This window comes from Mesorhizobium sp. WSM4832, assembly GCF_055811115.1.
In genome coordinates, this window is sequence record NZ_JBVVQH010000003.1 from 144,666 (window position 1) to 169,286 (window position 24,621).

Here is a 24,621-nt window from a genome sequence, read left to right on the forward strand (position 1 = left end):
AGCGATGTCGAAGTCGAACACCATCCTCTATCTCGACGGCGTCTCGGTCTCCTTCGACGGTTTTCGCGCCATCAACAATTTGTCGCTGGTGCTCGACAAGGGCGAGATGCGCGCGATCATCGGTCCGAACGGCGCCGGCAAGACGACGATGATGGACATCGTCACCGGCAAGACGCGGCCTGACGAGGGCGAGGTTTTCTTCGACGGCCAGGTGGATCTCACCCGCCATGACGAGGCCGAGATCGCCATGATGGGAATCGGCCGCAAATTCCAGAAGCCGACCGTCTTTGAGAGCCACAGCGTCGAGGACAATCTGATGCTGGCGCTGAAGGGGCCGCGCTCGATCTTTCCGGCGCTGTTCCACCGTCGCTCTGCGCCGGAAGCACGGCAGATCGACGACATTCTCGGCATCATCCGGCTCGGGGACAAGCGCAGCGAGCTGGCGGCCAATCTCAGCCACGGCCAGAAGCAGTGGCTGGAGATCGGCATGCTCTTGGCGCAGGACCCGAAGCTTTTGCTCGTCGACGAGCCGGTCGCCGGCATGACCGACGCGGAGACAGAAGAGACCGCGCGCCTGCTCAAGGACATCGCTCGCGACCATTCGGTCATCGTCGTGGAACACGACATGCATTTTGTCCGCGAGCTTGGCGTCAAGGTCACCTGCCTGCATGAGGGCTCGGTGCTGTCGGAAGGCACGCTCGATTTCGTTTCGGCCGACGAACGTGTCGTCGAAGTCTATCTGGGGCGGTGAAGCATGGTCTGGCGGGTTCCGTTCTACCGGTTCGATTTCGCCTTCCTGAAGCGCTGGAGAAGGGGCTGAGCATGCTGGAAGTCTCCAATGCCACACTGCACTACGGCGCCGCCCAGGCGTTGCGCGGCGTCTCGCTGAAAGCCGGTGCCGGCAAGATCACCTGCGTGCTCGGCCGCAACGGCGTCGGCAAGACCAGTTTGATGAGATCGATCGTCGGCCACCACCGGCTGACGAGCGGAAGCGTTGCCTTCGAGGGGAAGGCGCTCGACCGGAGCGCGGCGTATGATCGCGCCCGGTCGGGCATCGCATTCGTGCCGCAGGGTAGGGAGGTCTTCCCGCTGCTGACGGTGCGCGAAAACCTGGAATCCGGCTTTGCGCCGCTGCGGCGCGCCGACCGCAATGTTCCAGCCTATGTCTTCGAGCTGTTCCCGGTGCTGAAACAGATGCTGTCGCGCCGCGGCGGCGACCTTTCCGGCGGCCAGCAGCAGCAACTCGCCATCGGCCGCGCGCTGGTGATGCGGCCGAAGCTCCTGGTGCTCGACGAGCCGACCGAAGGCATCCAGCCTTCGATCATCAAGGATATCGGCCGCGCCATCCGCTATCTGCGCGACCAGGCGGGGATCGCCGTGCTTCTGGTCGAGCAATATCTCGACTTCTGCCGTGAGCTTGCCGACGAGGTCAACATCATGGATCGCGGCCAGATCGTGCATACAGGGCCGGCGGCGGATCTCGACCGGGCGGACGTGCGGAAGTTCCTGACAGTGTAGCGCCGGCCGTCCTTGGGCGAAGCAAGGAGCGCAGCGACGCCGCGCAGACCCAATGCCATTCCTGACGCTGAATGATGCGGCGGTGCAGAATAAAAGCCGTTCAATCTCGCTCCTGCCATCCTAAATTCTGAGCCGTTAGTGAGGCCTCGAAGTAACGGCACGGATCCTTGGGTCTTCGCTCCGCTTCGCTTCGCTGCGCCCAAGGATGACGAAGTGTTCGACGGCTCTGGCGCGCTCAATACCGCGTGCTAGTCTTTTCCTGGCCTTGGTGAGTCGGCCGCTTTCCGTACCAGTCGCGAATGAAGGGGAAGACGCTGGCTTCGCCGCAAGTTCCACGCAAGCAAGCCCGCCTAGCTTTCCCCGCAGTGATTGTCGGTCAATGCGTCCAAGAAGATTCTTGCCAGGGGACGGCGATGGAACGTTTTGTCGAGGACTATCAGAAGCGGCGCCTCACGGAGCGGGTCGATATCATGACCGCGATCAACATCCTGATGTCGCAAGGCTATGACGAGGACGATCTCTTGGATGAGATCACCAAGGTGTTCTACGTCGACCTGGACGCCTTCAACGACGTGATTGCCCACCACTGAGAGTCCAAACACGCGGCAAAAGTCACCCGGCGCGGCGGAAATCCAGGACGCGGTTGCGGCCACCGCGCTTTGCGGCGTAGAGCGCCTTGTCGGCGGCGCTGAGCACTTTGTCGAAACTCATGCCATCCGGGCTGCCGCAGGCGAAGCCGGCGCTGACCGTGCAGCACAGCGGGCCGGTCTCGGTTTCAACCGTCCTCGCGGCGAACTCGGCCCTGATACGTTCGGCAGCCGCTTCGGCCGTCTCGGGCAAAGTGCGCCTCAACACCATGGCGAATTCCTCTCCGCCCATTCGGGCGACGGAGTCGTTCGGGCGCAGACTGCCGCAGAGCACTTCGGCAAAGACCTTCAGCACCTCGTCGCCGGCAGCATGGCCGAACTGGTCGTTGACCGCCTTGAAACCGTCGAGGTCGAACACCACCACCGCCGTGAAGGCGTTGACGGGTGTCTTGCCGTGCAGGTCGAACAAGGCGCGGCGGTTGAGAAGGCCGGTCAGGGCATCGGTCTGCGCTTCGCGCTGATGATGGCGGGCGAGCCGCCCCTGGTTGAGCGCCAGCGACAATGCGCCGATACCGGTCATGGAGGCAATGACGATGACAAGGCTCAGATCCTCCGCCCAATTGCTCGGCGCGTGGCCGAGAACCAGTCTGCCGTCCCATGCAAGCGCGGCCGCGCACAGCACGAAGGACGCCGCGGTCAGCGAATAGAGCAGCGCCACGCCGATGAGATGGACGGGCGCCTCCGCGCGGCCACGCCAATATTCGTATGCAGTGCCGAACAGGAGCAGCGCGGCCAGAGCGTTCTCCAGCATGAAGCCCAGGCCGTCATAGCCGAGCGCCATCGGCGGCAGCGCCAGAGCAAAGGAAAGGCCGGCGCCGAGCGCGATAAGCGGCAAGGGCGAGCGTCTTGTCCTGAATTGGTTGGCGGCGCCCAGCATGACCGAGAAGCCGAGCAGCAGCAGCGCCAGCGTCAGCACGCCAAGGGCTGCTCCGGGCCTGTCGATATAGGTGTCATAGACAAAGACTTCGAGCACCACGACCAGTACGCTGATCGCCCAGGTCAGCAGGAACCTGTCGGAACGGGCGGTCAGCCAGGTTCCGAGCAACGTAAGGCTGAGGCAGGCGGCGGAGAAGCCGACGGCCAGAAGCAGCGAGTTATAGTCGAGCAGCATGCACGCGTCCTTGCCGGCGCCTCTGCAACCGGACGTAGGTGCATTTAGTGCCGCAAGGAGGTATCGATTACGTTACGATAGCGATGAAGATGCCGGAATTCCTGCGTTATAGGATCGCTGCCGACAATAGCAGGATAAGGCCGATCGCCATCATCAGCAGACCTGGCCAATTCTGTGAAAGGCCGAGGAAACGGAGGCCACGCCGGCGTGGCTCGAGCGTCGGACCAGGCGTTGCGAGATATGGCTTCGGGCGATCTGAGGCAGTAGGTGCCGGATCGCTAAGTCGCCCGCGCCAGAGAACCGCACCCGCCATGTACACAATCCCTGCGACAGCAAGCAACGCCCCGATGAGGATGACAGCCATATCTTCGGGTTCTCCCGATACCGCAGCCCTAAAGCGCGTCGCGCTGAAACGGATTCAGGCGACGCGCTTTAAGTCTTTGTTTTTATGCATGTCGTTGTCCCAGAACCGCTGCACACTTCTGGGCGACATGCATTAGCCAGCGTCCTGCAATGCCCAACCGCCATGAAACCTACCGCTGGCGAGATAGGCAAACGATCGAGATGCCCGGCAAGTTCCGACGGGCCCACGCAAAGTGTATCCGGCTTCGCCGGCCGAAGCCCTCATAAGTGTCTCCGCTCTATGAAGGCTACGGCCGGCATAGGCCGGTTCTCGGAAATCAACATTTCCGGCTCGGCCCAACTTGAATCTCAGGACGCCTTAAACGGTTACGCGTTTCATCAGCGCCATGGCGCCGAAGGGCGCGCGCACCTTGCCCTCGGTGATGAAGTAGACGAACACGTCGCGCGGCTTGACCGGCGCATCGGTCTGGACATCGGCGCGCGGCAGGTCGGCCGGCTGCTTGCCCTCCGCCCACGTCTTTACTTTCGCGGCCCATTCGTCCAGGCCTTTCGGCGTGTAGCAGTCGGGGTTGTCGTCGCTGCCGGTCTGCAGTCGCGCATAGATGAAATCGCCGGTGACGTCGGCGATCGCCGGATATTTCGCGTGATCGGCATAGACGATCGCGGCGTTATATTTGCGCGCAAGCGCAGGGAATTCCGGCACAACAAAACTGTCGTTCCGTACCTCAAGCGCGTGGCGCAACGGTACGCCGTCCTGCTTTTCCGGCAGAAGTTTGAGGAAAGCCTCGAAATCGTCGGCGTCGAATTTCTTGGTCGGCGCGAACTGCCAGAGGATCGGCCCGAGTTTTTCGCCCAATGCGGCAACGCCGGAGCCGAGGAAGCGCATCATGGATTCACCGGCTTCGCCGAGCACGCGGCGGTTGGTGACGAAGCGGTTGCCCTTGAGCGAGAAGACGAAGCCCTCCGGCGCGTCGTTGGCCCACTTCACGAAGGTCGGCTCCTTGAAGCTGGAATAATAGGTGCCGTTGACCTCGATGCTCGGCACCTGGCGGCTGGCATAGTGCAACTGCTTGGCCTTGGCGAGCTTCTCCGGATAGAAGGAGGTGTCCCAGGGCTCAAAAGTCCAGCCGCCCATGCCGGCGCGGATTGTTCCATGGCTGGCCATTATTGTCCTCCCAGTTTCAAATTGCGATCAGGCAGCTTTGTCGACGGGTTTGGTCATGTCGACCACGGTCCATCCCGGCCGGTACGGATTGGGCCGGCGACCGGTTTCGCGATAGCCATAGGCTGTGTAGAGCGCGATGTTCTGCTCCATGCGCGAGTTGGTGTAGAGCCGCACCTCCGCCACGTGCCACGACCGCGCCTGCTGGTCAGCGAAGTTGAGCAGCTTGATGCCGAGCTTCCTGCCCTGGAAGGCTGGCGCGACGGCGACGCTGAAGATCATCGCATGATCGGGGGTGGCGTTCGAGAACAATAAGCCCGGCAAGCTCTGCGACGCTCTCCAGCAGCCAGATTTCGCCACGCTCGATACGGGGCGCATAGTCCTCGGTCACCGGGATCGGCGGCGCACCGAAGAGTGCGGTGTAGGGGGCGTAGGCGGCCGTGGTCAGAGAGACGATGGCTTTCAGATCACCGGCAAGCGCAGTTCTGAATGTCATTCAAACGCTCCCCGCGCATCGACCGGTCCCCACCATCACTCAGCCGCTTCGCGCTTGCCTCCGGGGCGGCGCTCCAGAAGCTCCTTCAGGAACTGGCCGGTGTAGCTGCGCTTCTCGCGCACGATCGCTTCCGGGGTGCCGGAGGCGACCAGCTCGCCTCCGCCGTCACCGCCCTCGGGGCCGAGATCGAGTATCCAGTCGGCGGTCTTGATGACCTCGAGATTGTGCTCGATGACCACCACGGTGTTGCCCTGGTCGACCAGCTCGTGCAGCACTTCCAAGAGCTTGGCCACATCGTGGAAGTGCAGGCCGGTGGTAGGCTCGTCGAGGATGTAGAGCGTCTTGCCGGTCGCCTTGCGCGACAGTTCCTTGGCGAGCTTGATGCGCTGCGCCTCGCCGCCCGACAGCGTCGTCGCCTGCTGGCCGATATGGATGTAGCCGAGGCCGACCTGCTTCAGCGTCTCCAGCTTGTCGCGCACGCCGGGCACCGCCGAGAAGAAGTCGACGCCTTCCTCGACCGTCATGTCAAGCACGTCGGCGATCGACTTGCCCTTGAACAGGACGTCCAGCGTCTCGCGGTTGTAGCGCTTGCCGTGGCAGACGTCGCAGGTGACGTAGACGTCGGGCAGGAAGTGCATCTCGATCTTGATGACGCCGTCGCCCTGGCAGGCCTCGCAGCGGCCGCCCTTGACGTTGAAGGAGAAGCGGCCGGGCTGGTAGCCGCGCGCCTTCGCTTCAGGCAGGCCGGCGAACCAGTCGCGTATCGGCGTGAAGGCGCCTGTGTAGGTGGCGGGGTTGGAGCGCGGCGTGCGGCCGATCGGCGACTGGTCGATGTCGATGACCTTGTCGAGAAATTCGAGCCCCTCGATGCGGTCGTGATCGGCCGGATGCTCGCGCGAACCCATGATGCGGCGCGAGGCCGCCTTGAACAGCGTCTCGATCAGGAATGTCGACTTGCCGCCGCCGGAGACGCCGGTGACCGCGGTGAAGGTGCCGAGCGGGATCTCCGCGGTGACGTTCTTCAGATTGTTGCCGCGCGCGCCGACCACCTTGATGCGCCGGTTCTTTTTCGCTTCGCGGCGGACCGCTGGTGTGGCCACCTCTAGCTCGCCCGACAGATATTTGCCGGTGATCGAGGCGGGCGTCGCCATGATCTGCTGCGGCGTGCCTTGCGCGATGACGTGGCCGCCATGGATGCCGGCCGCAGGGCCGATGTCGACGACATAATCGGCATGCAGGATAGCGTCCTCGTCATGCTCGACCACGATCACCGTGTTGCCGATGTCGCGCAGGTGCTTGAGCGTATCGAGCAGGCGCGCGTTGTCGCGCTGGTGCAGCCCGATCGACGGCTCGTCCAGCACATAAAGCACCCCGGTTAGGCCCGAGCCGATCTGGGAAGCAAGCCGGATGCGCTGGCTCTCGCCGCCCGAGAGCGTGCCGGAATTGCGCGACAGCGTCAGATAGTCGAGGCCGACATCGTTCAGGAAGCGCAGCCGCTCGCGGATTTCCTTCAGCACGCGGACCGCGATCTCGTTCTGCTTGTCGTTGAGCTGCGCCGGCAGGTCGGTGAACCACTGGTCGGCCTTGCGGATCGAAAGCTCGGTGACTTCGCCGATGTGTTTTCCGCCGATCTTCACCGCCAGCGCCTCGGGCTTCAGCCGGTAGCCGTTGCAGGCGGGGCAGGGCGTGGCCGACATGAAGCGCTCGATCTCCTCGCGCATCCAGGCCGATTCCGTTTCCTTCCAGCGCCGGTCGAGGTTGGGGATGACGCCCTCGAAGGTCTTGGTGGTTTTATAGGAGCGCAGGCCGTCGTCATACTGGAAGGTGATCTCGCGCTCACCGGTGCCTTGCAGCACGGCTTGCTGCGCCTCGGCGCTCAGGTCCTTGAACTTGTCGCCGAGCTTGAAGCCATAGGCCTTGCCGAGCGCTTCCAACGTCTGCGCGTAATAGGGCGAGGTCGACTTCGCCCACGGGCTGATGGCGCCGTCGCGCAGCGACAGGTTCTCGTCCGGCACCACGAGGTTGGCGTCGATGGCGCGCTGGCTGCCGAGGCCGTCGCAGGTCGGGCAGGCGCCGAACGGGTTGTTGAAGGAAAACAGCCTGGGCTCGATCTCGGGAATGGTGAAGCCGGACACCGGGCAGGCGAATTTCTCCGAGAACATGATGCGCTCATGCGTCTCGTTCTTCGATTTGTTGACCGAGTCCTCACCGGTCTGGCTGGCGTCGAGCGGCCGGTCGGCGAACTCGGCCACGGCAAGGCCTTCGGCGAGCTTCAGCGCGGTCTCCATCGAATCCGCTAGGCGCGTCGCCAGATCGCCGCGCACGACGATACGGTCCACGACCACGTCGATGTCATGCTTGTACTTCTTGTCCAGTGCCGGCACGTCGGCGATCTCATAGAAGACGCCGTCGACCTTGACGCGCTGGAAGCCTTTCTTCTGCAGCTCGAGCAATTCCTTTCGGTACTCGCCCTTGCGGCCGCGCACGATCGGCGCCAGCAGGAACAGGCGGGTGCCTTCTTCCAGCGCCAGCACGCGATCGACCATCTGGCTGACCGTCTGGCTCTCGATCGGCAGGCCGGTAGCCGGCGAATAGGGAATGCCGACACGCGCGAAAAGCAGGCGCATGTAGTCGTAGATCTCGGTGACGGTGCCGACCGTCGAGCGCGGGTTCTTCGACGTGGTCTTCTGCTCGATCGAGATGGCGGGCGACAGGCCGTCGATCTGGTCGACGTCCGGCTTCTGCATCATCTCCAGGAACTGGCGAGCATAGGCCGACAGGCTCTCGACATAGCGGCGCTGGCCCTCGGCATAGATGGTGTCGAAGGCGAGCGACGACTTGCCGGATCCCGACAGGCCGGTCATCACGATCAGGCTGTCGCGCGGCAGGTCGAGATCGACGTTCTTGAGATTGTGTTCGCGCGCCCCGCGAATGGAAAGGTATTTATGGTCGGCCATCGCCGGTCGCCGCCTCAGATCTGGAATTTGCTGGATTGGGCGGGTTCGTCCCGGCCATCCCTTATGTAGGTGGTTTGCCCGCCAAGTCGAGTGACGCCACAAATCTCGACAGAAGCCTTTAACCGTCTTTCGCGCGAGGGGGCAAGTGGAAAGAACAAAGGCCGAACACGCTCCTGACAAAGCGTTGTGGAAACTATCGCTACAGCGTTGTCGAAACGGATGCCGCAGATATTCGCTCGACTTACCCGCACGTAACCTCCTGGCGATCACATTTTTCGGTAATCGGCTATTGAACGGTTGACGCCGGCGACCCGTGGGAGCAGTCTCTGGGCGTCAACGAAGCCGGCCGTCTTTCGATGGCCTCGCCACCCAAAGGTGGCCTGCGAGACGCCGCAGGCATTTGCGATTAGAGCTTCGTAAGACAATGGTCGCAACGGACGAAGGAGCGGAGCATGACGCCACCGGACAGTCCCTTGAGGCTCCACACCAGGATGGAGCCGCGGCGGGCATAAGTGCCAGGGCAGACTTGAAACGCCAGCCCGACAAACCGTGACCTGCCGATTGCTACAATCAGAGACAATAGTCGGATCGTCGGCTGAACGCCGCGTTGCATCCGAAACAGAACGCCGGCAGTCCACTCCCGGCTAAAATTGGATTTTAGATCCATGAAAGCCCCGTCCACCTGCGGAAGCAGTGGCGGGGCTTACATTTTGCGTCTTGCCAGGTTCGCAGTTGGCCTGAGACTCCCCCAACTTCGTCATCCTTGGGCATAGCGATGCGAAGCGGAGCGAAGACCCAAGGATCCATTCCGTTACCTCAGCCGAGGAATACAGCGGAGCAGAATTCTGCACCGTGGCGGCGCATTGAAATCACGGCATGGATTCTAGGGTCTGCGCGCGTCGCTTCGCTCCTTGCTTCGCCCTAGAATGACGAAAACGCGCTTCGGTCGATCGCTGCCAAATCAATGGTTCGGAATCCGTGCGCCACCCGTCGCTGTGTCGACGGTTATGCTGCCGCCGATCCTGACATTGGTATTGCCGATCTTGAACGTGCCGTCGCTGCCGGCCGGCAGCGCGTCGTCCGGTTCCGGCTGCGGCGCCGGTTTGGCGATGCGGTAGTCGCCGCTGACGCCTGGCAATTTCTGCGCCGAGCTGTCGTCGGCAAAGGCGGGGCCAGCCATCAGCCCGCCGGCCAGCCCGGCAAGGGCAATGCGTAAATATCTGGATTGCAGCAGCTTGGTCATGTGCGAACCATAGGGGCGGGCCCGCTGCGATGCCAGACACGCGGCGATCAATTTGCCGCGCGTCTGGCTCAAAGCGCGCCACGCTGAAACGGGTTCAGGCGACGCGCTTTAAATCTTTGTTTTGACGTATGTCGTTGTCCCAGAACCGCAGCACACTTCTGGGCGACATTGCGTTGAAAGGTCAGGCCGCCTTCTTGCGCGTGTCGTAGACGTGGTCGACGAGGCCCCAGGTCTTGGCTTCCGCGGCGCTCATGAAATAGTCGCGGTCGAGCGTGCGTTCGACCTCCTCGTAGCTGCGGCCGCAATGCTTGGCGTAGAGCTCGGTCATGTGCCGCTTGGTGCGAAGGATGTCCTCGGCGTGGCGCTGGATGTCGGAGGCCTGGCCCTGGAAGCCGCCAAGCGGCTGATGCAGCACGATGCGGGTGTTGGGCAGCGCGATGCGCCGTCCCGGCGCGCCGGCCATCAACAGGAAGGAACCCATCGAGGCGGCAAAACCCATGCACACCGTCGATACCGAGCAGGAGATGTACTGCATCGTGTCGTAGATGGCGAAGCCGCTGGTCACCATGCCGCCCGGCGAGTTGATGTAGAGCGAGATCTCCTTGTCGGGATTGTCCGATTCCAGCGACAGAAGCTGCGCGCAGACCAGCGCCGAGACATTGTCGTTGATCTCGCCGTTGATGAAGACGATGCGCTCGCGCAGCAACCGCGAAAAGATATCGAAGGAGCGTTCGCCGCGGCTCGATTGCTCGATCACCATCGGTACCAGGTTGGCAATGCTCATGACGGTTTCCTCGATTTTCTTCGATCAGGCCGCGCGCAGCATCATGCAGGGCGCATTGGCGGCGGTTGGGTTCTTGCGCGCGTCGAGCGAAAGCCCGCAGCCGGCGCCGGAAACGGCGACGACAGGCTGCGCGGCTGGCACGAAGCCGTCATGGACGATGCTGAGATGCGTGCCGCCGGAAACCGTGCGGTCGAGCGTGAAGGTGACGACGCTGTCAAATGCCGGCAGATTGTCGGCATCTTCGGCATTTGGCTGCTCGCGCCAGGAATAGCGAAGCAGCCTGCCGGGCTCGGCTTCGAGCACCTCGCATTCGACCGGCGCGTCGGGTCCGGCAAAGGCGAAGCGGCTGCCGGCTTGCGCCTTCATGTCGTTCGGCATCAACCAGGCGGCGACCAGATGCGGCTCGGTCAGCGCCCGCCAGACTTTTTCAGGCGGATCGGCAAGGTCGCATTCGAAGCTGAGCCGAGGCTCGGCCTCAGTCGTCGGGTGTTCGATTGCCGTCATTGGTCCATTCCCTTCAGAACCGTCTTCAACTTCTCGATGCGTTCCGGCCAGAAGGCGCGGTAGCGTTCGACCCAGCCGAGCAGTGGATCGAGCCCTTGCGGATCGGCGCGGTAGTAGGCGTTGCGGCCGGCCCGCCGCTCGACCACCAGACCGGCGCCGCGCAGCACGGCAAGGTGCTGCGAGACCGCGGGCTGCGACACGCTCATGCCGGCGCGCAGCTCGGTCACGGTCATCTCGCTGGCGGTCAGCCGCTCATAGACGGCGCGTCGCGTCGGGTCGGCCAGGGCGCGGAAAATCTCTGCTTCGATCATGGATAAAGCATAAGTCGATACTTATCTGTTTGGCAAGCGCTGTTTTAAGATGCCCAGCGTCTTACCGGCTCCGCAGTTCCGTCGAAGCTTGCCTCGAAGATCGGCGATGCGAGCACGGCATGGATGTGAAGCACGCCTGAGCCAATGTTGCGAAAGCCATGCCTGCAATGCGCCGGGATGATCAGCGACTGCGCGGCAGTCAGTACTGCTCGCTTGTCTTCGATCCACATTTCGGCTTCGCCGGCAATCACCATCAGCACTTCCTCCACCGGATGCGAATGCGTCGGCGCCCCGGTTGCCGGTTCGACCCACTGTTCGAATATGCAAAGCTCGGCCGCGCCGTTGGCGGCGGCAATTTGCATGCGGGTTTCCACCCCGGCCCGCCACAACTCTCGCGGCTGATCCTCGTGCGCAACGATATTCATCTGCTTGCTCCCCTTTTGTTTCCCACGCTGGACACTACCTCTTGCTGACATTCCTTGACAGAGGTGGCGATCACGACTAGAACGAAAAGAGAACAAAAACCTTGTGGGAAAAGCCAGCCTTTTCGGGCATGGACGACCCATAGGCTGTAAGGTGAGCGACTTAAAATTTGTTTCGGATGAGCGCGGAGAAGTAAGATGGCGGGTAGCGTCAACAAGGTCATTCTGGTCGGCAATCTCGGGGCGGACCCTGAAATCCGCCGCCTGAATTCCGGCGATCCGGTCGTCAACATCCGCATCGCCACATCGGAAAGCTGGCGCGACAAGAATTCGGGTGAGCGCAAGGAAAAGACCGAGTGGCACAATGTCGTCATCTTCAATGACCAGCTCGCCAAGGTGGCCGAGCAGTATCTGAAGAAGGGCATGAAGGTTTATGTCGAGGGCCAGCTGCAGACGCGCAAATGGCAGGACCAGACCGGCGCCGACAAATACACGACCGAAGTCGTGCTGCAGAAATTCCGCGGCGAGCTGCAGATGCTCGATGCGCGCGGCCAGGGCGAAGGCGGCCAGGTCGGCAACTATTCCGGCGGCGGCAGCAGCCGTGGCTCGGATTTCGGCCAGTCCGGTCCGAATGAAGGTTTCAGCCGTGGCGGCGGTGGCGGTTCCAAGGGTGGCGGCGGTTCGTCGCGCGAACTCGACGACGAGATACCGTTCTAAGCGCCTCGACATGGCCGTTTGAGGGAAGGGGCGATGTCGCTCGGACCGCTGGTGTCGGCGCCGCCTCCCATTCCGTGGCATGCATTCGCCGCCTTTGCGGCGCTTGCGGTCGGCGGCCTCCAGCTGGCGCTGCCGAAGGGCACGACGCGTCACCGCGTGCTTGGCTACGCCTGGGTGGCGCTGATGCTGGTCATTGCCGTATCGAGCTTCTGGATCCAGCAGATCCGGCTGATCGGCCCCTTCAGCCCGATCCACCTGCTATCGATCCTGGTGCTGCTCACCGTGCCGCTGGCTGTGTGGTATGCGCACACCCACAAGGTGGCCGCGCATCGCGGCGCCATGATCAAGCTCTATTTGTTCGCGCTGGTCGGCGCCGGCATCTTCACGCTGCTGCCCGGCCGGATCATGCACGCCGTTGTGTTCGGCCAGTAAGGCGGCAGAAACCTCGTAAGGAAGATCAACGTGAAGGCACGCGTCAAATGGGTTGAGGAACGCACCTTTGTCGGCGAATCCGGCAGCGGCCACAAGGTGGTGCTGGGCACGGCGCATGGGCCGGAAGGCCGGACGCCGGGGCCGAGCCCGATGGAGCTGGTGCTGATCGGCACCGGCGGATGCTCGGCCTATGACGTCGTCCACATCCTCGAGAAAGGCCGCGAGGCGGTCGAGGATTGCGTGGTCGAGCTTGACGCCGACCGGGCAGAGACTGAGCCGCGCGTCTTCACCCGCATTCACATGCATTTCATCGTCAAAGGGCGTGCGCTGTCACGCGACAAGGTGAAACGGGCGATCGACCTATCGATCGAAAAATACTGCTCGGCCACAGCGATGATGGCCAAGACGGCGACGGTCACGCATGACTTTGAAGTGGTCGATACGGCGGCCAAGTAGGGCAGTAGGGCAGTAGGGCAGTAGGGCAGTAGGGTGTTGCTCAAGCGGCCATCAGCGCCCGGACGCCGTCCGCAACGAACTGCACCGCCAGCGCCGCCAGGATCACGCCGAGCAATCGCGTCAGGATCGAGCGGCCGGTCTGGCCGAGGATGCGGTCGATGCGTTCCGACAGCACGAACACCAGATAGGTGATGGCGAGGCAAAGAAAGATGATGCCGACCAGGGCGGCTTGAGCGGCAAATCCCTGGAAGGAACCCGACAGCAGCACCGTCGCCGAAATCGCGCCGGGGCCGGCGATCAGCGGGATCGCCAGCGGGAAGGCGGCGATGTTGTGGATCATGTCCTTGGTGATGGCGACGTCACCGATCTTCTCCTTGCGGTCCTGGCGGCGCTCGAACACCATTTCGAAAGCGATGAAGAACAAAAGGAAGCCGCCGGCGACGCGGAAGGCCGGCAGCGTGATGCCGAACACCGACAGGATCGAGGCGCCGGCAACCGCAAAAAGCGCCATCACCAGGAAGCCGATCACCGACGCGCGCACCGAGACCTGCTGACGCTCCTCGCGGTTCATGCCACGCGTCACGGCGAGAAAGAGCGGCGCCAACCCTGGAGGGTCGATGGTCACCAGGATGGTGACGAAGGCGTTGAACAGGCTGTCGAAGCTCGGCATCGCTGGTCCCCTCCCGCTGGCCGAAGCCCAGGCTTCGCAATTGGTAGAGCAAAGCCCGGGCGGTGGGAACAGGCTGCGGAAGATGGTTTCGCGAACCTCGTGCAAGCTGGCGGGACAGCGCCCCCCTCTGGCCTGCCGGCCATCTCCCCCGCGAGGGGCAGATCAGATGTCGCCACTGCTTTCGCTAATCGCCGGCATTGCAGGAAGGGCGCTGTCGCCAAAGCCGCCAATCTCCCCACTGGTGGGGATATGCCCGGCAGGGTAGAGGGGGGCGCGAAGGAACGCTGCGGCTCTCGTTTCATCTCGCCACGATAATCGGTGGTCATCAACTTTTACCCATCCGCCGCGCCAGGAACTCCACCTCCATGCGCCAGGTCGCGCCGCCGTCATGCGAACGCTCGCCGAGCCAGCGGAACGAATTCCCGGTGATGCGCGAAAAGCTCCAGCGTACCGACGCGCCGGTGCCGTCGGCGCCGATCTGGACGATCGTGTCGCCCTCGGCTCGGCCGAGCTGCCGGCTGTAGTACTGGTTGCGCGGATCGCTCCAGAAGATGTGCCAGGCGTCCGTTCCGGGATCGTAGACGCGCAATGTCGTGCCGTAGAATGTCCACGGTCCGAGCGAAGGCGAGGGGCCCGCGTCGCGCGCGGGTAGGATCCAGACATCCTGCACGGCCTTGCCTTCGAGAACCCAGCCGAAATGCACCTCGCCGCGCCCCGTGAGCGTGGTTCCATCCTCGAGGATGCGGGTTGCGTCGAATGTCCAGGCGCCGATAAAGCGGCCATAGAGCTTCAGTTTTTCGGCGAGGTCCGGATTGGGACCGTCGCTGTGCAGGGCCTCGGCAAAGGGATCGGTCATTGTTGCTGCCTCGTTTGTCAGGAGATGGCAAGCAATAGGGGCATGGCGGGGTTCTGCGCTTGGGAAAAATTGCTATTTTTCTGTGATGGCGACGACTGAGAAAAACCTTGCTGCGGGAACGGGCTGGCAAGTGTCCGACGTGATCTGCACCGCAGCCGCCGGCGACAAGCCGTTCGAAGAAGAGCATCGCAGCTTTTGCGTCGCAGCGGTGACCCGCGGCACGTTCCGCTATCGCACGCGCCAAGGTACGGCGGTGCTTGCGCCGGGCGCCATTCTGCTCGGTAATCCCGGCGCCTGCTACGAATGCGGCCATGAGCACGGCGCAGGTGACCGTTGTCTCTCCTTCCATTTTTCACCGACCTATCTGGAGCGCGTGGCGGCCGAATTGCCGGGCGCGAAGCGGCTCGGCTTTGCCGATCCGCGCCTGCCGCCCTTGCCGGCGCTGGCGCCCTTGCTGGCCGAGGCCGAGGCGGCACGGGAAACAGGCGACGGCGACGCGTTCGAGGAACTCGGCCTGCGCATTGCCGGCGCTGTGATCGCGGCTGCGACCGGCTCTTCCAGGGACGCGCCGGCACCCAGCCGCCGCGACCAGAAACGCGTCGCAGAGGCGGTGCGCCTGGTCGAGCTCAATGCCGATCGATCATTGTCGCTGGCAGAGCTCGCCGACGGCACGGCGACCAGCCCGTTTCATTTCCTGCGCACCTTCCGGCACGTTGCCGGCATGACGCCCTATCAATTCCTGCTGAGGACCAGGCTCCACCGCGCCGCGGTGCGGCTGCGCAGCTCTAACACGGCGATCTCGACGATCGCCTTCGATGCCGGCTTCAACGACCTGTCGACCTTCAACCGCCGGTTCCGGCGCGAGATGGGAAAAACGCCCGGCGCCTATCGCGCCAGACGAACCGGGCAGCGCTGAGGTCGGCCGGAGCGGAAAACGACTGTGGCCATATCGTCGCAATCAGCGGTATCCATTTGAAATTACCGTCAAAATTGTCTCTGGAAAAGTCCGGCGAACATTGGAGTTTCGGCAAGGCTTCCTATATAAGCGTGCAGTGATTCCCGACTGGATTGTGACCTGATTTGACCGACCAGAAGACACCGCGCGGCAGCGACGGCGGCCCCACCGGCATCGAGCCGATTTCGATCATCGAGGAGATGCAGCGCTCCTATCTCGATTACGCCATGAGCGTGATCGTCAGCCGCGCGCTGCCCGATGTGCGCGACGGCCTGAAGCCCGTGCATCGCCGCATCCTCTATGCCTCGCATGAGAGCGGCTACCACTGGAACCGCAAATATGTGAAGTCAGCGCGCCCGGTCGCCGACGTGATGGGTAAATACCATCCGCATGGCGACGCCTCGATCTATGATGCCTTGGTGCGCATGGCGCAGGACTGGTCGCTGCGCGTGCCGCTGATCGACGGTCAGGGCAATTTCGGCTCGATCGACGGCGATCCGCCGGCGGCGATGCGCTACACCGAATCCAGGCTGACCAAGGTCGCGCATGAGCTCCTGGAGGACATCGACAAGGAAACCGTCGATTTCCAGGATACTTACGACGCCTCGGGCAGTGAGCCCAAGGTGCTGCCGGCCCGTTTCCCGAACCTTCTGGTCAACGGCTCCGGCGGCATCGCCGTCGGCATGGCGACCAACATCCCGCCGCACAACCTCACCGAAGTCTGCAACGGCGCCATCGCCATCATCGACAATCCGGCGATCGACCTGACCGCGCTGATGGAGATCGTGCCCGGCCCGGACTTCCCGACCGGCGGCATCGTGCTTGGCCGTTCCGGCATCTACAACGCCTATTCGACGGGCCGCGGCTCGATCGTCATGCGTGGTCGCGTCGAGATCGAGCAGCGCGGCAATGACCGCGAATCCATCATCGTCAGCGAGATTCCCTACCAGGTGAACAAGGCCTCGATGATCGAGAAGATGGCCGAGCTGGTGCGCGACAAGCGCATCGAGGGCATTTCCGACATCCGCGACGAGAGCGACCGCCAGGGCTACCGCGTCGTCATCGAGTTGAAGCGCGATGCCGTGGCCGACGTCGTGCTCAACCAGCTCTATCGCTTCACGCCGCTGCAAACGTCGTTCGGCGCCAATATGGTGGCGCTCAACGGCGGCAAGCCGGAAGTGATGACGCTGATCGACATGCTGAAGGCCTTTGCCGGTTTCCGCGAGGAGGTCGTCAGCCGCCGCACGAAGTACCTGCTGCGCAAGGCTCGTGACCGAGCGCATGTGTTGGTCGGTCTGGCGATCGCCGTCGCCAATATCGACGAGGTGATCAAGCTCATCCGCACAGCGCCCGACCCGCAGACGGCGCGCGAGCAGTTGATGGAACGGCGTTGGCCGTCGCACGATGTCGCCCCGCTGATCCAGCTGATCGACGACCCGCGGCACCGCATCAATGAGGACGGCACCTACAACCTCTCCGAGGAACAGGCGCGCGCCATCCTTGAACTCCGCCTGCAGCGCCTGACCGCGCTTGGCCGCGACGAGATCGCCGACGAGTTGAACCAGATTGGCGCTGAAATCATTGATTTCCTTGATATTTTGTCGTCGCGTGCTCGCATTCAGCAGATCGTCAAGGACGAGTTGATCGCGGTCCGCGACGAGTTCGGCACGCCGCGCCGTACCGAGCTGAGCGACGGCGGTTCGGACATGGAAGACGAGGACCTGATCCAGCGCGAGGACATGGTCGTCACCGTCAGCCACACCGGCTACATCAAGCGCGTGCCGCTGTCGCTCTACCGGGCGCAGCGCCGCGGCGGCAAGGGCCGCTCGGGCATGTCGACCAAGGAAGAGGATTTCGTCACCCGGCTGTTCGTCGCCAACACGCATACGCCGGTGCTGTTCTTCTCCTCGCGCGGCATCGTCTACAAGGAAAAGGTCTGGCGGTTGCCGATCGGCAACCCGCAATCGCGCGGCAAGGCGCTGATCAATATGCTGCCGCTCGAACAGGGCGAGCGCATCACCACGATCATGCCGCTGCCGGAGGACGAAACCAGCTGGGGCGAGCTCGACGTGATGTTCGCCACCACGCGCGGTACCGTGCGCCGCAACAAGCTGTCCGACTTCGTCCAGGTCAACCGCAACGGCAAGATCGCCATGAAGCTGGAGGAAGAAGGCGACGAGATCCTCGGCGTCGAGACCTGCACCGACAATGACGACGTGCTGCTGACGGCAAATTCCGGCCAGTGCATCCGTTTCCGGGTGTCCGACGTGCGCGTCTTCCAGAGCCGCAATTCCGTCGGCGTGCGCGGCATAACCATGGCCGAGACGGATCGCATCATCTCCATGTCGGTGATTGAGAATGTCGATGCGTCACCCGCCGAGCGCGCCGCTTATCTGAAACGCGCGGCGGCGGAACGCCGCCTAGCCTCCGGCGCGGCGGGCGAGGAGGAAGAGATCGCGCTGACCAATGAGGAGATTGGCGAGGAAGCGGAGCTGTCCGACGAACGCTACGAGTTCCTCAAGGCGCATGAACAGCTTGTGCTGACAGTGACGGAGTATGGCTACGGCAAGCGCTCGTCGTCCTATGACTTCCGCCTGACCGGCCGCGGCGGCAAGGGCATCCGCGCGACCGACGTGTCGAAAGTCGCCGAGATCGGCCGGCTGGTCGCGACCTTCCCGATCGGCAATGACGATCAGATCATGCTGGTTTCGGACGGCGGTACCGTCATTCGCGTGCCGGTCAACGGCATACGTTTCGCCAGCCGCGCCACCAAGGGTGTGACGATCTTCAACACGGCCGAAGGCGAGAAGGTTGTCTCGGTAGAGCGGATTTCGGAGCCGCAGGCTGACGAGGAAGTCGAAGAAACGCCGTCTGGCGAGGCGGGCACCGATAGTACGGGCGAGAGCGAATAGGTCTGTAAGCGTCACCGGCCTTTTGGCCGGTGCCATCATGGTGGGACTAGTAGCGACGGTAGACGTTGCGCCGGGCGAAACCATCGAGCCGCTTGGTGTTGGCCTTGACGCGCACTCGCGCTGCTTCCTGGTGCAACCCGAACGCAGTCGCGATCAGCATGACGACGGTCATTGCAGTGGCAAGCATGTAGATCAGCATTTGCGTGTTCTCCTGCACTTACAACGGTAAGATGGGGATTTGGTTTCATCCCTTGAAGCGGCAACCTAGTGAACGCTGCGTGAAGCATTCGTGATTGTCGCATTCATCTGTCGTTCATCGGCGCAAAAAGGTTCACGGCTAGAGCGGTTCGCCGGTTCATAGGAAACGGCGAACCGCTCTATCTCTTTGTTTTGGCGCAATTCCGAATGGAAGGTTACGGCGAAGACGCCGAACTTAACCGCTCACACTTTCCTGGAATTGCTCTAGGCAATCGATGGGATTTGCCTTTGTTTGAGAGGCTCGCTAGAAGCCTGCCATGACCGAACGCACCGCCCTTTACGCCGGCTCCTTCGACCCGCTGACCAACGGCCACCTCGACGTGCTCAAGGCGTCGCTGGCGGTGGCCGACACCGTCTACGCGGCCATCGGCATTCATCCGGGCAAGAAGCCACTGTTTTCCTTCGAGGAACGCGTGGAGCTGATCGAAGCAGCCACCAAGGCGGAGTTCGGCCGCGACAGCGGTCGCATCAGGGTCGTTTCCTTCGACGGGCTGGTCATCGACGCCGCCCGCAAGCACGGCGCCTCGATCATGATCCGGGGCCTGCGTGACGGCACCGATCTCGATTACGAAATGCAGATGGCGGGCATGAACGAGACGATGGCGCCGGAATTGCAGACGGTTTTTCTGCCGGCGAGCCCTTCGGTGCGCACCATTACCGCCACACTTGTGCGCCAGATTGCATCCATGGGCGGCGACATCCGCCCATTCGTGCCGCAGGCCGTTGCCGGCGCGCTCACCGCCAAGTTCACCAAATAGGCTTTCCCGGAGATCCCCATGCAGCTGAAGAAGCTCGCTTCGTTCCTTGTCGTGCTTGTCGGCCTTTTCGCGGCATCCCTTTTCTCGGCATCCGGGCCGGTCGTCGCCGCCGACAACGAAAACACCATGATCGTGACGCTGAAGGACGGCGACGTGACCATCGCGCTGCGCCCCGATCTGGCGCCCAAGCATGTCGCGCAGATCAAGAAGCTGGTGCGTGACGGCGCCTATGACAATGTCGCCTTCCACCGCGTCATCGACGGCTTCATGGCGCAGACCGGCGACGTCAAATTCGGCAACATGAAGAAGGGTTTCAACCCGCAAGCCGTCGGCACCGGCGGTTCCGATCTGCCCGACCTGCCTGCCGAGTTCTCGCAGACCGAGAAATTCACGCGCGGCGCGATCGGCATGGCTCGTTCGCAGGATCCGAACTCGGCCAACTCGCAGTTCTTCATCATGTTCGCGCCGGCGCCGAACCTCGATGGCCAGTACACCATCGTCGGCAAGGTGGTCAGCGGCATGGATCTGGTCGACAAGATCAAGAAAGGCGACGAGGCCGACAACGGCACGGTCGCCGACCCGGACCGCATGATCAAGGTTCGCATCGCGGCCGACGGCAAATAACTCCCTCAATTCTCAAAGGATTTTCTGACATGGCTGAGATCAAGGACCGCGAGAACGCGCTCATCATGGAAACGACCAAGGGCCAGGTCGTCATCGAGATGTATCCCGAGCTTGCGCCGGGTCACGTCGCCCGCATCAAGGAGCTGGCGCGTGAAGGCGCCTATGACGGCGTGGTGTTCCACCGCGTTATCGACGGCTTCATGGCGCAGACCGGCGACGTCAAGTTTGGCAATTCCTCGAAGCCGACCTTCGCGCCGTCGCGCGCGGGTATGGGTGGCTCCGACAAGCCGGACCTGAAGGCCGAGTTCTCCAACGCCAATCACGGCCGTGGCGCCTGCTCGATGGCGCGCTCCCAGAACCCGAACTCGGCGAACTCGCAGTTCTTCATCTGCTTCGACGAGGCTGCCTTCCTCAACCGCCAGTACACGGTGTGGGGCCAGGTCGTCGAAGGCATGGAGAACGTCGACAAGATCAAGCGCGGCGAGCCGGTGCAGGACCCCGACAAGATCGTGTCGCTGAAAGTCGCGGCAGACGTCAAGTAAAGGCAAACGATGATGGGCGCAGTCTGGTCCCTGCTCGGCATCCTGTCCGGCGCCTTCATCGCCATCCAGGCGCCGATCAATTCGCAATTGGCGAAGGGCCTCGGCCTTCCCGTGGCGGCCGCAGCGTTCTCCTTCCTGTCCGGCGCCATCGTCCTCGGCATCATCTCCATCTCGGTGGTGAAGCTGCAGGGCATTTCGCTCGACTGGAAGGCGCCGGCGCCCTGGCTGTTCATCGCGGGCGGCATGCTCGGCGGCTTCTACGTGACGCTGTCGACGATCCTCACACCGCGTATCGGCGCGGCGGCGCTGATGGCCTTCCTGGTCGCCGGCCAGCTGATTGCCGGCATGCTGATCGATCGCGCCGGATTCCTTGGCGTGGCGGTGCGCGAAATCTCGCTTGGCCGCGTCGCCGGCGCCGTGCTGCTGCTTGCCGGGGCGCTGCTCATCCGGCTCTACTGATGCGCGTCGACCTGTTCGACTTCGACCTGCCGGAAGAGCGCATAGCGCTTCGCCCGGCGGAGCCGCGCGACAGCGCCAGGCTATTGGTCGTCAAACCGGGCGAAACGCCGCAGGACCGCACCGTCAGCGAATTGCCGTCGCTGCTTCGCGAAGGCGACGTGCTGGTTTTCAACGATACCAAGGTCATCCCGGCACAGCTGAAGGGCCTTCGCAGGCGTGGCGAAGCCGTGGCGCAGGTCGACGCGACACTGCATATGCGCGTGGCGCCCGACCGCTGGCGGGCCTTCATGCGGCCGGGCAAGCGCATTGCCGCCGGCGACCGCATCCATTTCGGCCATGACGGCAATTCCTGTTTCCTCGGCCAGCTTGACGCCACGGTGATCGAGAAAGGCGAAGCGGGCGAGGCGCTGCTCGGCTTCGATCTCTCCGGGCCATTTCTCGACGAAGCGCTGCATGCTGTCGGCCATATCCCGCTGCCGCCCTATATCGCCTCGAAGCGTGATGACGACGATCGCGACCGCGCAGACTACCAGACAATCTATGCCAAGGAAGAGGGTGCGGTCGCTGCACCCACCGCCGGCCTGCATTTCACGCCGGAGCTCTTTGCCGCGCTCGACGCCAAGGGGATCGAGCGCCGTTTCGTCACGCTGCATGTCGGCGCCGGCACCTTCCTGCCGGTGAAGGCCGACGACACGGCCGATCACAAGATGCATGCCGAGACCGGCTCGGTGAGCCCGGACACGGCGGAGGCGCTCAACGCGGCCAAGGCGCGGGGAGGGCGGATCATCGCCGTCGGCACCACATCGCTGCGCCTGCTTGAGAGCGCGGCGCGCGAAGACGGCGGCATCGAGCCCTGGTCCGGGCCGACCGATATCTTCATCACGCCCGGCTATCGTTTTCGAACAGCCGATATGCTGATGACCAATTTCCATCTGCCGCGCTCGACGTTGTTCATGCTGGTCTCGGCCTTCAGCGGTCTGGAGACGATGCGTTCGGCCTATGCGCATGCCGTCGAGAGCCGCTACAGGTTCTACTCCTATGGGGACGCCAGCCTGCTTTTCCGAGCGGAGACGAGCGATGGACGATGATCTCGACGGCATGGACCGCGATACCCTGATCGCGGAAGTGAAGAAGCTGCGCGCCGGTATCCGCGCGCACCGCGATGCGACCGGCCACGATCTGTGCTGGCATCACCCGGATCTCTGGGACCTGCTGCCGGAAAAGACCGAGCCGGCGATCGCGGTGCCGCCCTGGCCGAAATTCATGCGCGGCTGCATCCGCTACCGGCAGTCGCTCGACGAGCAGGCGCCCGGCGCGCCGGTGCACGACAAGGAATTCGATGGCTGAAATTTTCTCCTTCAAGCTGCTCGCCACCGACGGCAAGGCGCGGCGCGGCCTTGTCTCGATGCCGCGCGGCGAGATCCGCACGCCGGCCTTCATGCCGGTCGGCACCGGCGGCACCGTCAAGGCCATGTATATGGACCAGGTGCGTGGCGTCGGCGCCGACATCATCCTCGGCAACACCTATCATTTGATGCTGCGGCCGGGCGCCGAGCGCGTCGCGAAGCTTGGTGGCCTGCATGAATTCGCGCGCTGGCCATTCCCGGTCCTGACCGACAGCGGCGGCTTCCAGGTGATGTCGCTGTCGAAGCTGAGGAAGCTCACCGAAAAGGGCGTCACCTTCCGCTCGCATATCGACGGCGCGGCTTACGAAATGTCGCCGGAGCGGTCGATCGAGATCCAGGGGCTGCTCGATTCCGACATCCAGATGCAGCTCGACGAATGCACCGCGCTTCCGGCCAAGCCCACGGAGATCGAGCGGGCGATGGAATTGTCGCTGCGCTGGGCTGAGCGCTGCAAGGTGGCGTTCGGCGACCAGCCGGGTAAGGCGATGTTCGGCATCGTCCAGGGCGGCGACAGCGCGGCCTTGCGTGTGCGTTCGGCGCAGGCGCTGAAGGCGATGGAGCTTAAAGGCTATGCCGTCGGTGGGCTGGCGGTCGGCGAGCCGCAATCGGTGATGCTGGAGATGCTCGACATCACCTGCCCGGAACTGCCGGCCGACAGACCGCGCTACCTGATGGGCGTCGGCACGCCCGACGATATATTGAAATCGGTGGCGCGCGGCATCGACATGTTCGACTGCGTGATGCCGACCCGCGCCGGCCGCCACGGCCTGGCCTATACGCGCCGAGGCAAAGTCAATCTCAGAAACGCCCGCCATGCCGACGATCCGAGGCCGCTCGACGAGGAAAGCGATTGCCCGGCCGCACGCGACTATTCACGCGCCTATCTGCATCATCTGGTGCGATCGCAGGAATCGCTCGGCGCCATGCTGCTGACCTGGAACAACCTGTCCTACTATCAGAAGCTGATGCAGGACATCCGGGCGGCCATCGAGGCTCAGGCATTTGAGGCGCGGGCTGCGGAGATTTCAGAAGGCTGGGCGCGGGGCGATATTCCGGCGCTGTGACGCCTCAGGCACTGACCGAGGTCGAGGCGCGCAGGCTGCAGCCGGTGATCTTGAAACTGCCGTCGGATTGCTGCTGCAGCGTATAGACCGCCTCATAGTCCTTGCCGTCGGGCCCGACGATCAGCACCTGCTGGACGATCGAACCAGGCCCGGTCTGCTCGACCTTGCCGAAGGAATAGGATTGAGGCTTTCGCACCGGCGCGTAGCCGTTCGTCACCATGTTCATGAAGGTGTCGACGGTCGGAAAGATCTGCTTCACGTTCGGCGCCGCGAAGCTGTAGGCGGCGGCGCCGTCGTTGGCGATGAAGGCCTTCAGCTGGCTGTCGATGACCGTCTGCGCGGCCTTGACGTCAGCATCGCCGGCGAAGGCAAGCGAGGCTATCAGCATTGGAACAAGAGCTAATGCGAACAATGCGCGGCGCATGGCCTGCCTCCGGAATTCGCTTGGCGAACGCACTCTAACATACGCGCCGCGGCGCGACCTGGTTTCATCGATGTCCGAAGATTTCGCCATTAATGCATGTCGCCCAGAAGTGTGCTGCGGTTCTGGGACAACGACATGCATCAAAACAAAGATTTAAAGCGCGTCGCCTGAACCTGTCTCAGCGCGACGCGCTTTAAGCGCCAGGAGGCACGATTGGGCACTCTTGGGGGCGCGTAGCGCGCGATGCTTGAAAGGCGGGCGGCAGTCTGCCACAAGGGCCGCTTGTTCGCTTAGACTGACAGGACCGGCACATGAAGGCGTTTTTCGTGCAGATAAAGTGCGATCTGGGCAAGGCCTATGAGGTCGCCAGCGCGCTCGCCGATGCCGAGATCGCTTCCGAAATCTACTCGACCGCCGGCAATTACGACCTGCTCGCCAAATTCTATGTCGATGACGAGGAGGATGTCGGCCACTTCGTCAACGAGCGGGTGCAGATTCTGCCTGGAATCAAGGACACCTTCACCATCGTCACCTTCCGAGCGTTTTGATCGGGAGGCGATTGCCCGACCG

General features: G+C 63.1%; 28 protein-coding genes and 1 pseudogene. 16 read left to right on the forward strand and 13 right to left on the reverse strand.

Annotated elements, in window-relative coordinates; genetic code table 11:
- Window positions 1-4: 4 nt before the first annotated feature.
- The 3 genes from urtD to AC0L2L_RS05910 all read left to right on the forward strand — a co-directional run bounded on the left by urtD (window position 5) and on the right by AC0L2L_RS05910 (window position 2,108).
- Entirely contained in the window at window positions 5-751 is a 747-nt protein-coding gene (gene urtD, locus AC0L2L_RS05900) for an urea ABC transporter ATP-binding protein UrtD (protein WP_473576830.1), read from the forward strand.
- A 71-nt stretch (window positions 752-822) separates the two neighbouring features.
- A complete protein-coding gene (urtE, locus tag AC0L2L_RS05905; RefSeq protein WP_027166313.1) occupies window positions 823-1,518 on the forward strand; it encodes an urea ABC transporter ATP-binding subunit UrtE in 696 nt (231 codons plus the stop codon).
- Window positions 1,519-1,931: 413 nt separating this feature from the next.
- A complete protein-coding gene (locus AC0L2L_RS05910; RefSeq protein WP_156913446.1) occupies window positions 1,932-2,108 on the forward strand; it encodes a hypothetical protein in 177 nt (58 codons plus the stop codon).
- Window positions 2,109-2,130: 22 nt separating this feature from the next.
- Here the strand turns inward: AC0L2L_RS05910 and AC0L2L_RS05915 are convergent, their stop codons facing one another.
- The 9 genes and pseudogenes from AC0L2L_RS05915 to AC0L2L_RS05955 form a co-directional block, all read right to left on the reverse strand.
- Window positions 2,131-3,276, reverse strand: coding sequence for a GGDEF domain-containing protein (locus AC0L2L_RS05915; protein ID WP_473576832.1), 1,146 nt, complete (start codon window positions 3,274-3,276; stop codon window positions 2,131-2,133).
- A gap of 721 nt (window positions 3,277-3,997) precedes the next feature.
- Window positions 3,998-4,804 carry a DUF72 domain-containing protein gene (locus AC0L2L_RS05920; protein ID WP_473576833.1) on the reverse strand — a complete coding sequence of 269 codons (807 nt, stop codon included), beginning with the start codon at window positions 4,802-4,804 and terminating at the stop codon, window positions 3,998-4,000.
- Window positions 4,805-4,831: 27 nt separating this feature from the next.
- Window positions 4,832-5,297: pseudogene (locus AC0L2L_RS05925) on the reverse strand (GNAT family N-acetyltransferase).
- Window positions 5,298-5,332: 35 nt separating this feature from the next.
- Window positions 5,333-8,254, reverse strand: coding sequence for an excinuclease ABC subunit UvrA (gene uvrA, locus AC0L2L_RS05930; protein ID WP_473576834.1), 2,922 nt, complete (start codon window positions 8,252-8,254; stop codon window positions 5,333-5,335).
- 961 nt (window positions 8,255-9,215) lie between these two features.
- A complete protein-coding gene (locus tag AC0L2L_RS05935) occupies window positions 9,216-9,497 on the reverse strand; it encodes a hypothetical protein (protein WP_473576836.1) in 282 nt (93 codons plus the stop codon).
- 181 nt (window positions 9,498-9,678) lie between these two features.
- Window positions 9,679-10,281, reverse strand: a complete 603-nt coding sequence (locus AC0L2L_RS05940) for an ATP-dependent Clp protease proteolytic subunit (protein WP_473576837.1) — start codon at window positions 10,279-10,281, stop codon at window positions 9,679-9,681.
- A gap of 24 nt (window positions 10,282-10,305) precedes the next feature.
- The gene (locus AC0L2L_RS05945; protein WP_473576838.1) at window positions 10,306-10,785 is read right to left on the reverse strand and encodes an SRPBCC family protein; all 480 of its coding nucleotides are present in this window, start codon (window positions 10,783-10,785) and stop codon (window positions 10,306-10,308) included.
- Complete coding sequence (locus AC0L2L_RS05950; RefSeq protein ID WP_127226196.1) at window positions 10,782-11,096, reverse strand: ArsR/SmtB family transcription factor; 315 nt, start codon at window positions 11,094-11,096, stop codon at window positions 10,782-10,784. The genes AC0L2L_RS05945 and AC0L2L_RS05950 overlap by 4 nt, the downstream gene beginning before the upstream one ends.
- A 44-nt stretch (window positions 11,097-11,140) precedes the next feature.
- Window positions 11,141-11,521 (reverse strand): cupin domain-containing protein, encoded by a 381-nt coding sequence (locus AC0L2L_RS05955; RefSeq protein WP_473576839.1) that lies wholly within the window; start codon window positions 11,519-11,521, stop codon window positions 11,141-11,143.
- Window positions 11,522-11,716: 195 nt separating this feature from the next.
- Between AC0L2L_RS05955 and ssb the strand changes: the two genes are divergently transcribed.
- From ssb to AC0L2L_RS05970, 3 genes are read left to right on the forward strand one after another with little or no spacing between them, the layout of a single operon-like run.
- A complete protein-coding gene (ssb, locus tag AC0L2L_RS05960) occupies window positions 11,717-12,235 on the forward strand; it encodes a single-stranded DNA-binding protein (RefSeq protein WP_473576840.1) in 519 nt (172 codons plus the stop codon).
- 33 nt (window positions 12,236-12,268) lie between these two features.
- The gene (locus tag AC0L2L_RS05965) at window positions 12,269-12,667 is read left to right on the forward strand and encodes a DUF2306 domain-containing protein (RefSeq protein ID WP_473576841.1); all 399 of its coding nucleotides are present in this window, start codon (window positions 12,269-12,271) and stop codon (window positions 12,665-12,667) included.
- Window positions 12,668-12,697: 30 nt separating this feature from the next.
- Entirely contained in the window at window positions 12,698-13,123 is a 426-nt protein-coding gene (locus AC0L2L_RS05970; RefSeq protein ID WP_059185663.1) for an OsmC family protein, read from the forward strand.
- Window positions 13,124-13,163: 40 nt separating this feature from the next.
- Here AC0L2L_RS05970 and AC0L2L_RS05975 read toward each other — a convergent pair whose 3' ends face one another.
- Window positions 13,164-13,793: a MarC family protein gene (locus AC0L2L_RS05975; protein WP_027166299.1), complete on the reverse strand. Its 630-nt coding sequence runs from the start codon at window positions 13,791-13,793 to the stop codon at window positions 13,164-13,166.
- A gap of 325 nt (window positions 13,794-14,118) precedes the next feature.
- Window positions 14,119-14,649: a hypothetical protein gene (locus AC0L2L_RS05980; RefSeq protein WP_473576842.1), complete on the reverse strand. Its 531-nt coding sequence runs from the start codon at window positions 14,647-14,649 to the stop codon at window positions 14,119-14,121.
- Window positions 14,650-14,734: 85 nt separating this feature from the next.
- Between AC0L2L_RS05980 and AC0L2L_RS05985 the strand changes: the two genes are divergently transcribed.
- Together AC0L2L_RS05985 and gyrA are read left to right on the forward strand one after the other, a co-directional pair.
- A complete protein-coding gene (locus AC0L2L_RS05985) occupies window positions 14,735-15,565 on the forward strand; it encodes a helix-turn-helix domain-containing protein (RefSeq protein ID WP_473576843.1) in 831 nt (276 codons plus the stop codon).
- Window positions 15,566-15,729: 164 nt separating this feature from the next.
- Window positions 15,730-18,516, forward strand: a complete 2,787-nt coding sequence (gene gyrA, locus AC0L2L_RS05990; protein ID WP_473576844.1) for a DNA gyrase subunit A — start codon at window positions 15,730-15,732, stop codon at window positions 18,514-18,516.
- A gap of 46 nt (window positions 18,517-18,562) precedes the next feature.
- Here gyrA and AC0L2L_RS05995 read toward each other — a convergent pair whose 3' ends face one another.
- Window positions 18,563-18,715, reverse strand: a complete 153-nt coding sequence (locus tag AC0L2L_RS05995; RefSeq protein ID WP_473576845.1) for a hypothetical protein — start codon at window positions 18,713-18,715, stop codon at window positions 18,563-18,565.
- A 316-nt stretch (window positions 18,716-19,031) separates the two neighbouring features.
- Between AC0L2L_RS05995 and coaD the strand changes: the two genes are divergently transcribed.
- From coaD to tgt, 7 genes are all read left to right on the forward strand, one after another.
- Window positions 19,032-19,532 (forward strand): pantetheine-phosphate adenylyltransferase, encoded by a 501-nt coding sequence (gene coaD / locus AC0L2L_RS06000; protein WP_473576846.1) that lies wholly within the window; start codon window positions 19,032-19,034, stop codon window positions 19,530-19,532.
- Window positions 19,533-19,658: 126 nt separating this feature from the next.
- Window positions 19,659-20,156 (forward strand): peptidylprolyl isomerase, encoded by a 498-nt coding sequence (locus AC0L2L_RS06005; RefSeq protein ID WP_473577109.1) that lies wholly within the window; start codon window positions 19,659-19,661, stop codon window positions 20,154-20,156.
- A 29-nt stretch (window positions 20,157-20,185) separates the two neighbouring features.
- Window positions 20,186-20,698 carry a peptidylprolyl isomerase gene (locus tag AC0L2L_RS06010; RefSeq protein ID WP_473576848.1) on the forward strand — a complete coding sequence of 171 codons (513 nt, stop codon included), beginning with the start codon at window positions 20,186-20,188 and terminating at the stop codon, window positions 20,696-20,698.
- Between the two features lie 9 nt (window positions 20,699-20,707).
- Entirely contained in the window at window positions 20,708-21,157 is a 450-nt protein-coding gene (locus tag AC0L2L_RS06015) for a DMT family transporter (protein WP_027166292.1), read from the forward strand.
- The gene (gene queA, locus AC0L2L_RS06020; protein WP_473576849.1) at window positions 21,157-22,245 is read left to right on the forward strand and encodes a tRNA preQ1(34) S-adenosylmethionine ribosyltransferase-isomerase QueA; all 1,089 of its coding nucleotides are present in this window, start codon (window positions 21,157-21,159) and stop codon (window positions 22,243-22,245) included. The genes AC0L2L_RS06015 and queA overlap by 1 nt, the downstream gene beginning before the upstream one ends.
- On the forward strand, window positions 22,235-22,504 hold the full coding sequence (locus tag AC0L2L_RS06025; RefSeq protein WP_473576850.1) for a hypothetical protein: 270 nt from the start codon (window positions 22,235-22,237) through the stop codon (window positions 22,502-22,504). The genes queA and AC0L2L_RS06025 overlap by 11 nt, the downstream gene beginning before the upstream one ends.
- On the forward strand, window positions 22,497-23,627 hold the full coding sequence (gene tgt, locus AC0L2L_RS06030; protein ID WP_473576851.1) for a tRNA guanosine(34) transglycosylase Tgt: 1,131 nt from the start codon (window positions 22,497-22,499) through the stop codon (window positions 23,625-23,627). The genes AC0L2L_RS06025 and tgt overlap by 8 nt, the downstream gene beginning before the upstream one ends.
- 4 nt (window positions 23,628-23,631) lie before the next feature.
- Here the strand turns inward: tgt and AC0L2L_RS06035 are convergent, their stop codons facing one another.
- Complete coding sequence (locus tag AC0L2L_RS06035) at window positions 23,632-24,051, reverse strand: DUF4864 domain-containing protein (protein ID WP_473576852.1); 420 nt, start codon at window positions 24,049-24,051, stop codon at window positions 23,632-23,634.
- Between the two features lie 311 nt (window positions 24,052-24,362).
- Between AC0L2L_RS06035 and AC0L2L_RS06040 the strand changes: the two genes are divergently transcribed.
- On the forward strand, window positions 24,363-24,599 hold the full coding sequence (locus AC0L2L_RS06040; RefSeq protein ID WP_027166286.1) for an Lrp/AsnC family transcriptional regulator: 237 nt from the start codon (window positions 24,363-24,365) through the stop codon (window positions 24,597-24,599).
- The last annotated feature ends 22 nt before the right edge of the window (window positions 24,600-24,621 follow it).

What these genes read in the sequence shown, in the direction of transcription:
- urtD (WP_473576830.1), top strand. Translation starts at nt 5, where the DNA reads ATGTCGAAGTCGAACACCATCCTCTATCTCGACGGCGTCTCGGTCTCC.
- urtE (WP_027166313.1), top strand. Translation starts at nt 823, where the DNA reads ATGCTGGAAGTCTCCAATGCCACACTGCACTACGGCGCCGCCCAGGCG.
- AC0L2L_RS05910 (WP_156913446.1), top strand. Translation starts at nt 1,932, where the DNA reads ATGGAACGTTTTGTCGAGGACTATCAGAAGCGGCGCCTCACGGAGCGG.
- AC0L2L_RS05915 (WP_473576832.1), bottom strand. Translation starts at nt 3,276, where the DNA reads ATGCTGCTCGACTATAACTCGCTGCTTCTGGCCGTCGGCTTCTCCGCC.
- AC0L2L_RS05920 (WP_473576833.1), bottom strand. Translation starts at nt 4,804, where the DNA reads ATGGCCAGCCATGGAACAATCCGCGCCGGCATGGGCGGCTGGACTTTT.
- uvrA (WP_473576834.1), bottom strand. Translation starts at nt 8,254, where the DNA reads ATGGCCGACCATAAATACCTTTCCATTCGCGGGGCGCGCGAACACAAT.
- AC0L2L_RS05935 (WP_473576836.1), bottom strand. Translation starts at nt 9,497, where the DNA reads ATGACCAAGCTGCTGCAATCCAGATATTTACGCATTGCCCTTGCCGGG.
- AC0L2L_RS05940 (WP_473576837.1), bottom strand. Translation starts at nt 10,281, where the DNA reads ATGAGCATTGCCAACCTGGTACCGATGGTGATCGAGCAATCGAGCCGC.
- AC0L2L_RS05945 (WP_473576838.1), bottom strand. Translation starts at nt 10,785, where the DNA reads ATGACGGCAATCGAACACCCGACGACTGAGGCCGAGCCTCGGCTCAGC.
- AC0L2L_RS05950 (WP_127226196.1), bottom strand. Translation starts at nt 11,096, where the DNA reads ATGATCGAAGCAGAGATTTTCCGCGCCCTGGCCGACCCGACGCGACGC.
- AC0L2L_RS05955 (WP_473576839.1), bottom strand. Translation starts at nt 11,521, where the DNA reads ATGAATATCGTTGCGCACGAGGATCAGCCGCGAGAGTTGTGGCGGGCC.
- ssb (WP_473576840.1), top strand. Translation starts at nt 11,717, where the DNA reads ATGGCGGGTAGCGTCAACAAGGTCATTCTGGTCGGCAATCTCGGGGCG.
- AC0L2L_RS05965 (WP_473576841.1), top strand. Translation starts at nt 12,269, where the DNA reads ATGTCGCTCGGACCGCTGGTGTCGGCGCCGCCTCCCATTCCGTGGCAT.
- AC0L2L_RS05975 (WP_027166299.1), bottom strand. Translation starts at nt 13,793, where the DNA reads ATGCCGAGCTTCGACAGCCTGTTCAACGCCTTCGTCACCATCCTGGTG.
- AC0L2L_RS05980 (WP_473576842.1), bottom strand. Translation starts at nt 14,649, where the DNA reads ATGACCGATCCCTTTGCCGAGGCCCTGCACAGCGACGGTCCCAATCCG.
- AC0L2L_RS05985 (WP_473576843.1), top strand. Translation starts at nt 14,735, where the DNA reads ATGGCGACGACTGAGAAAAACCTTGCTGCGGGAACGGGCTGGCAAGTG.
- AC0L2L_RS05995 (WP_473576845.1), bottom strand. Translation starts at nt 18,715, where the DNA reads ATGCTGATCTACATGCTTGCCACTGCAATGACCGTCGTCATGCTGATC.
- coaD (WP_473576846.1), top strand. Translation starts at nt 19,032, where the DNA reads ATGACCGAACGCACCGCCCTTTACGCCGGCTCCTTCGACCCGCTGACC.
- AC0L2L_RS06005 (WP_473577109.1), top strand. Translation starts at nt 19,659, where the DNA reads ATGATCGTGACGCTGAAGGACGGCGACGTGACCATCGCGCTGCGCCCC.
- AC0L2L_RS06010 (WP_473576848.1), top strand. Translation starts at nt 20,186, where the DNA reads ATGGCTGAGATCAAGGACCGCGAGAACGCGCTCATCATGGAAACGACC.
- AC0L2L_RS06015 (WP_027166292.1), top strand. Translation starts at nt 20,708, where the DNA reads ATGATGGGCGCAGTCTGGTCCCTGCTCGGCATCCTGTCCGGCGCCTTC.
- queA (WP_473576849.1), top strand. Translation starts at nt 21,157, where the DNA reads ATGCGCGTCGACCTGTTCGACTTCGACCTGCCGGAAGAGCGCATAGCG.
- AC0L2L_RS06025 (WP_473576850.1), top strand. Translation starts at nt 22,235, where the DNA reads ATGGACGATGATCTCGACGGCATGGACCGCGATACCCTGATCGCGGAA.
- tgt (WP_473576851.1), top strand. Translation starts at nt 22,497, where the DNA reads ATGGCTGAAATTTTCTCCTTCAAGCTGCTCGCCACCGACGGCAAGGCG.
- AC0L2L_RS06035 (WP_473576852.1), bottom strand. Translation starts at nt 24,051, where the DNA reads ATGCGCCGCGCATTGTTCGCATTAGCTCTTGTTCCAATGCTGATAGCC.
- AC0L2L_RS06040 (WP_027166286.1), top strand. Translation starts at nt 24,363, where the DNA reads ATGAAGGCGTTTTTCGTGCAGATAAAGTGCGATCTGGGCAAGGCCTAT.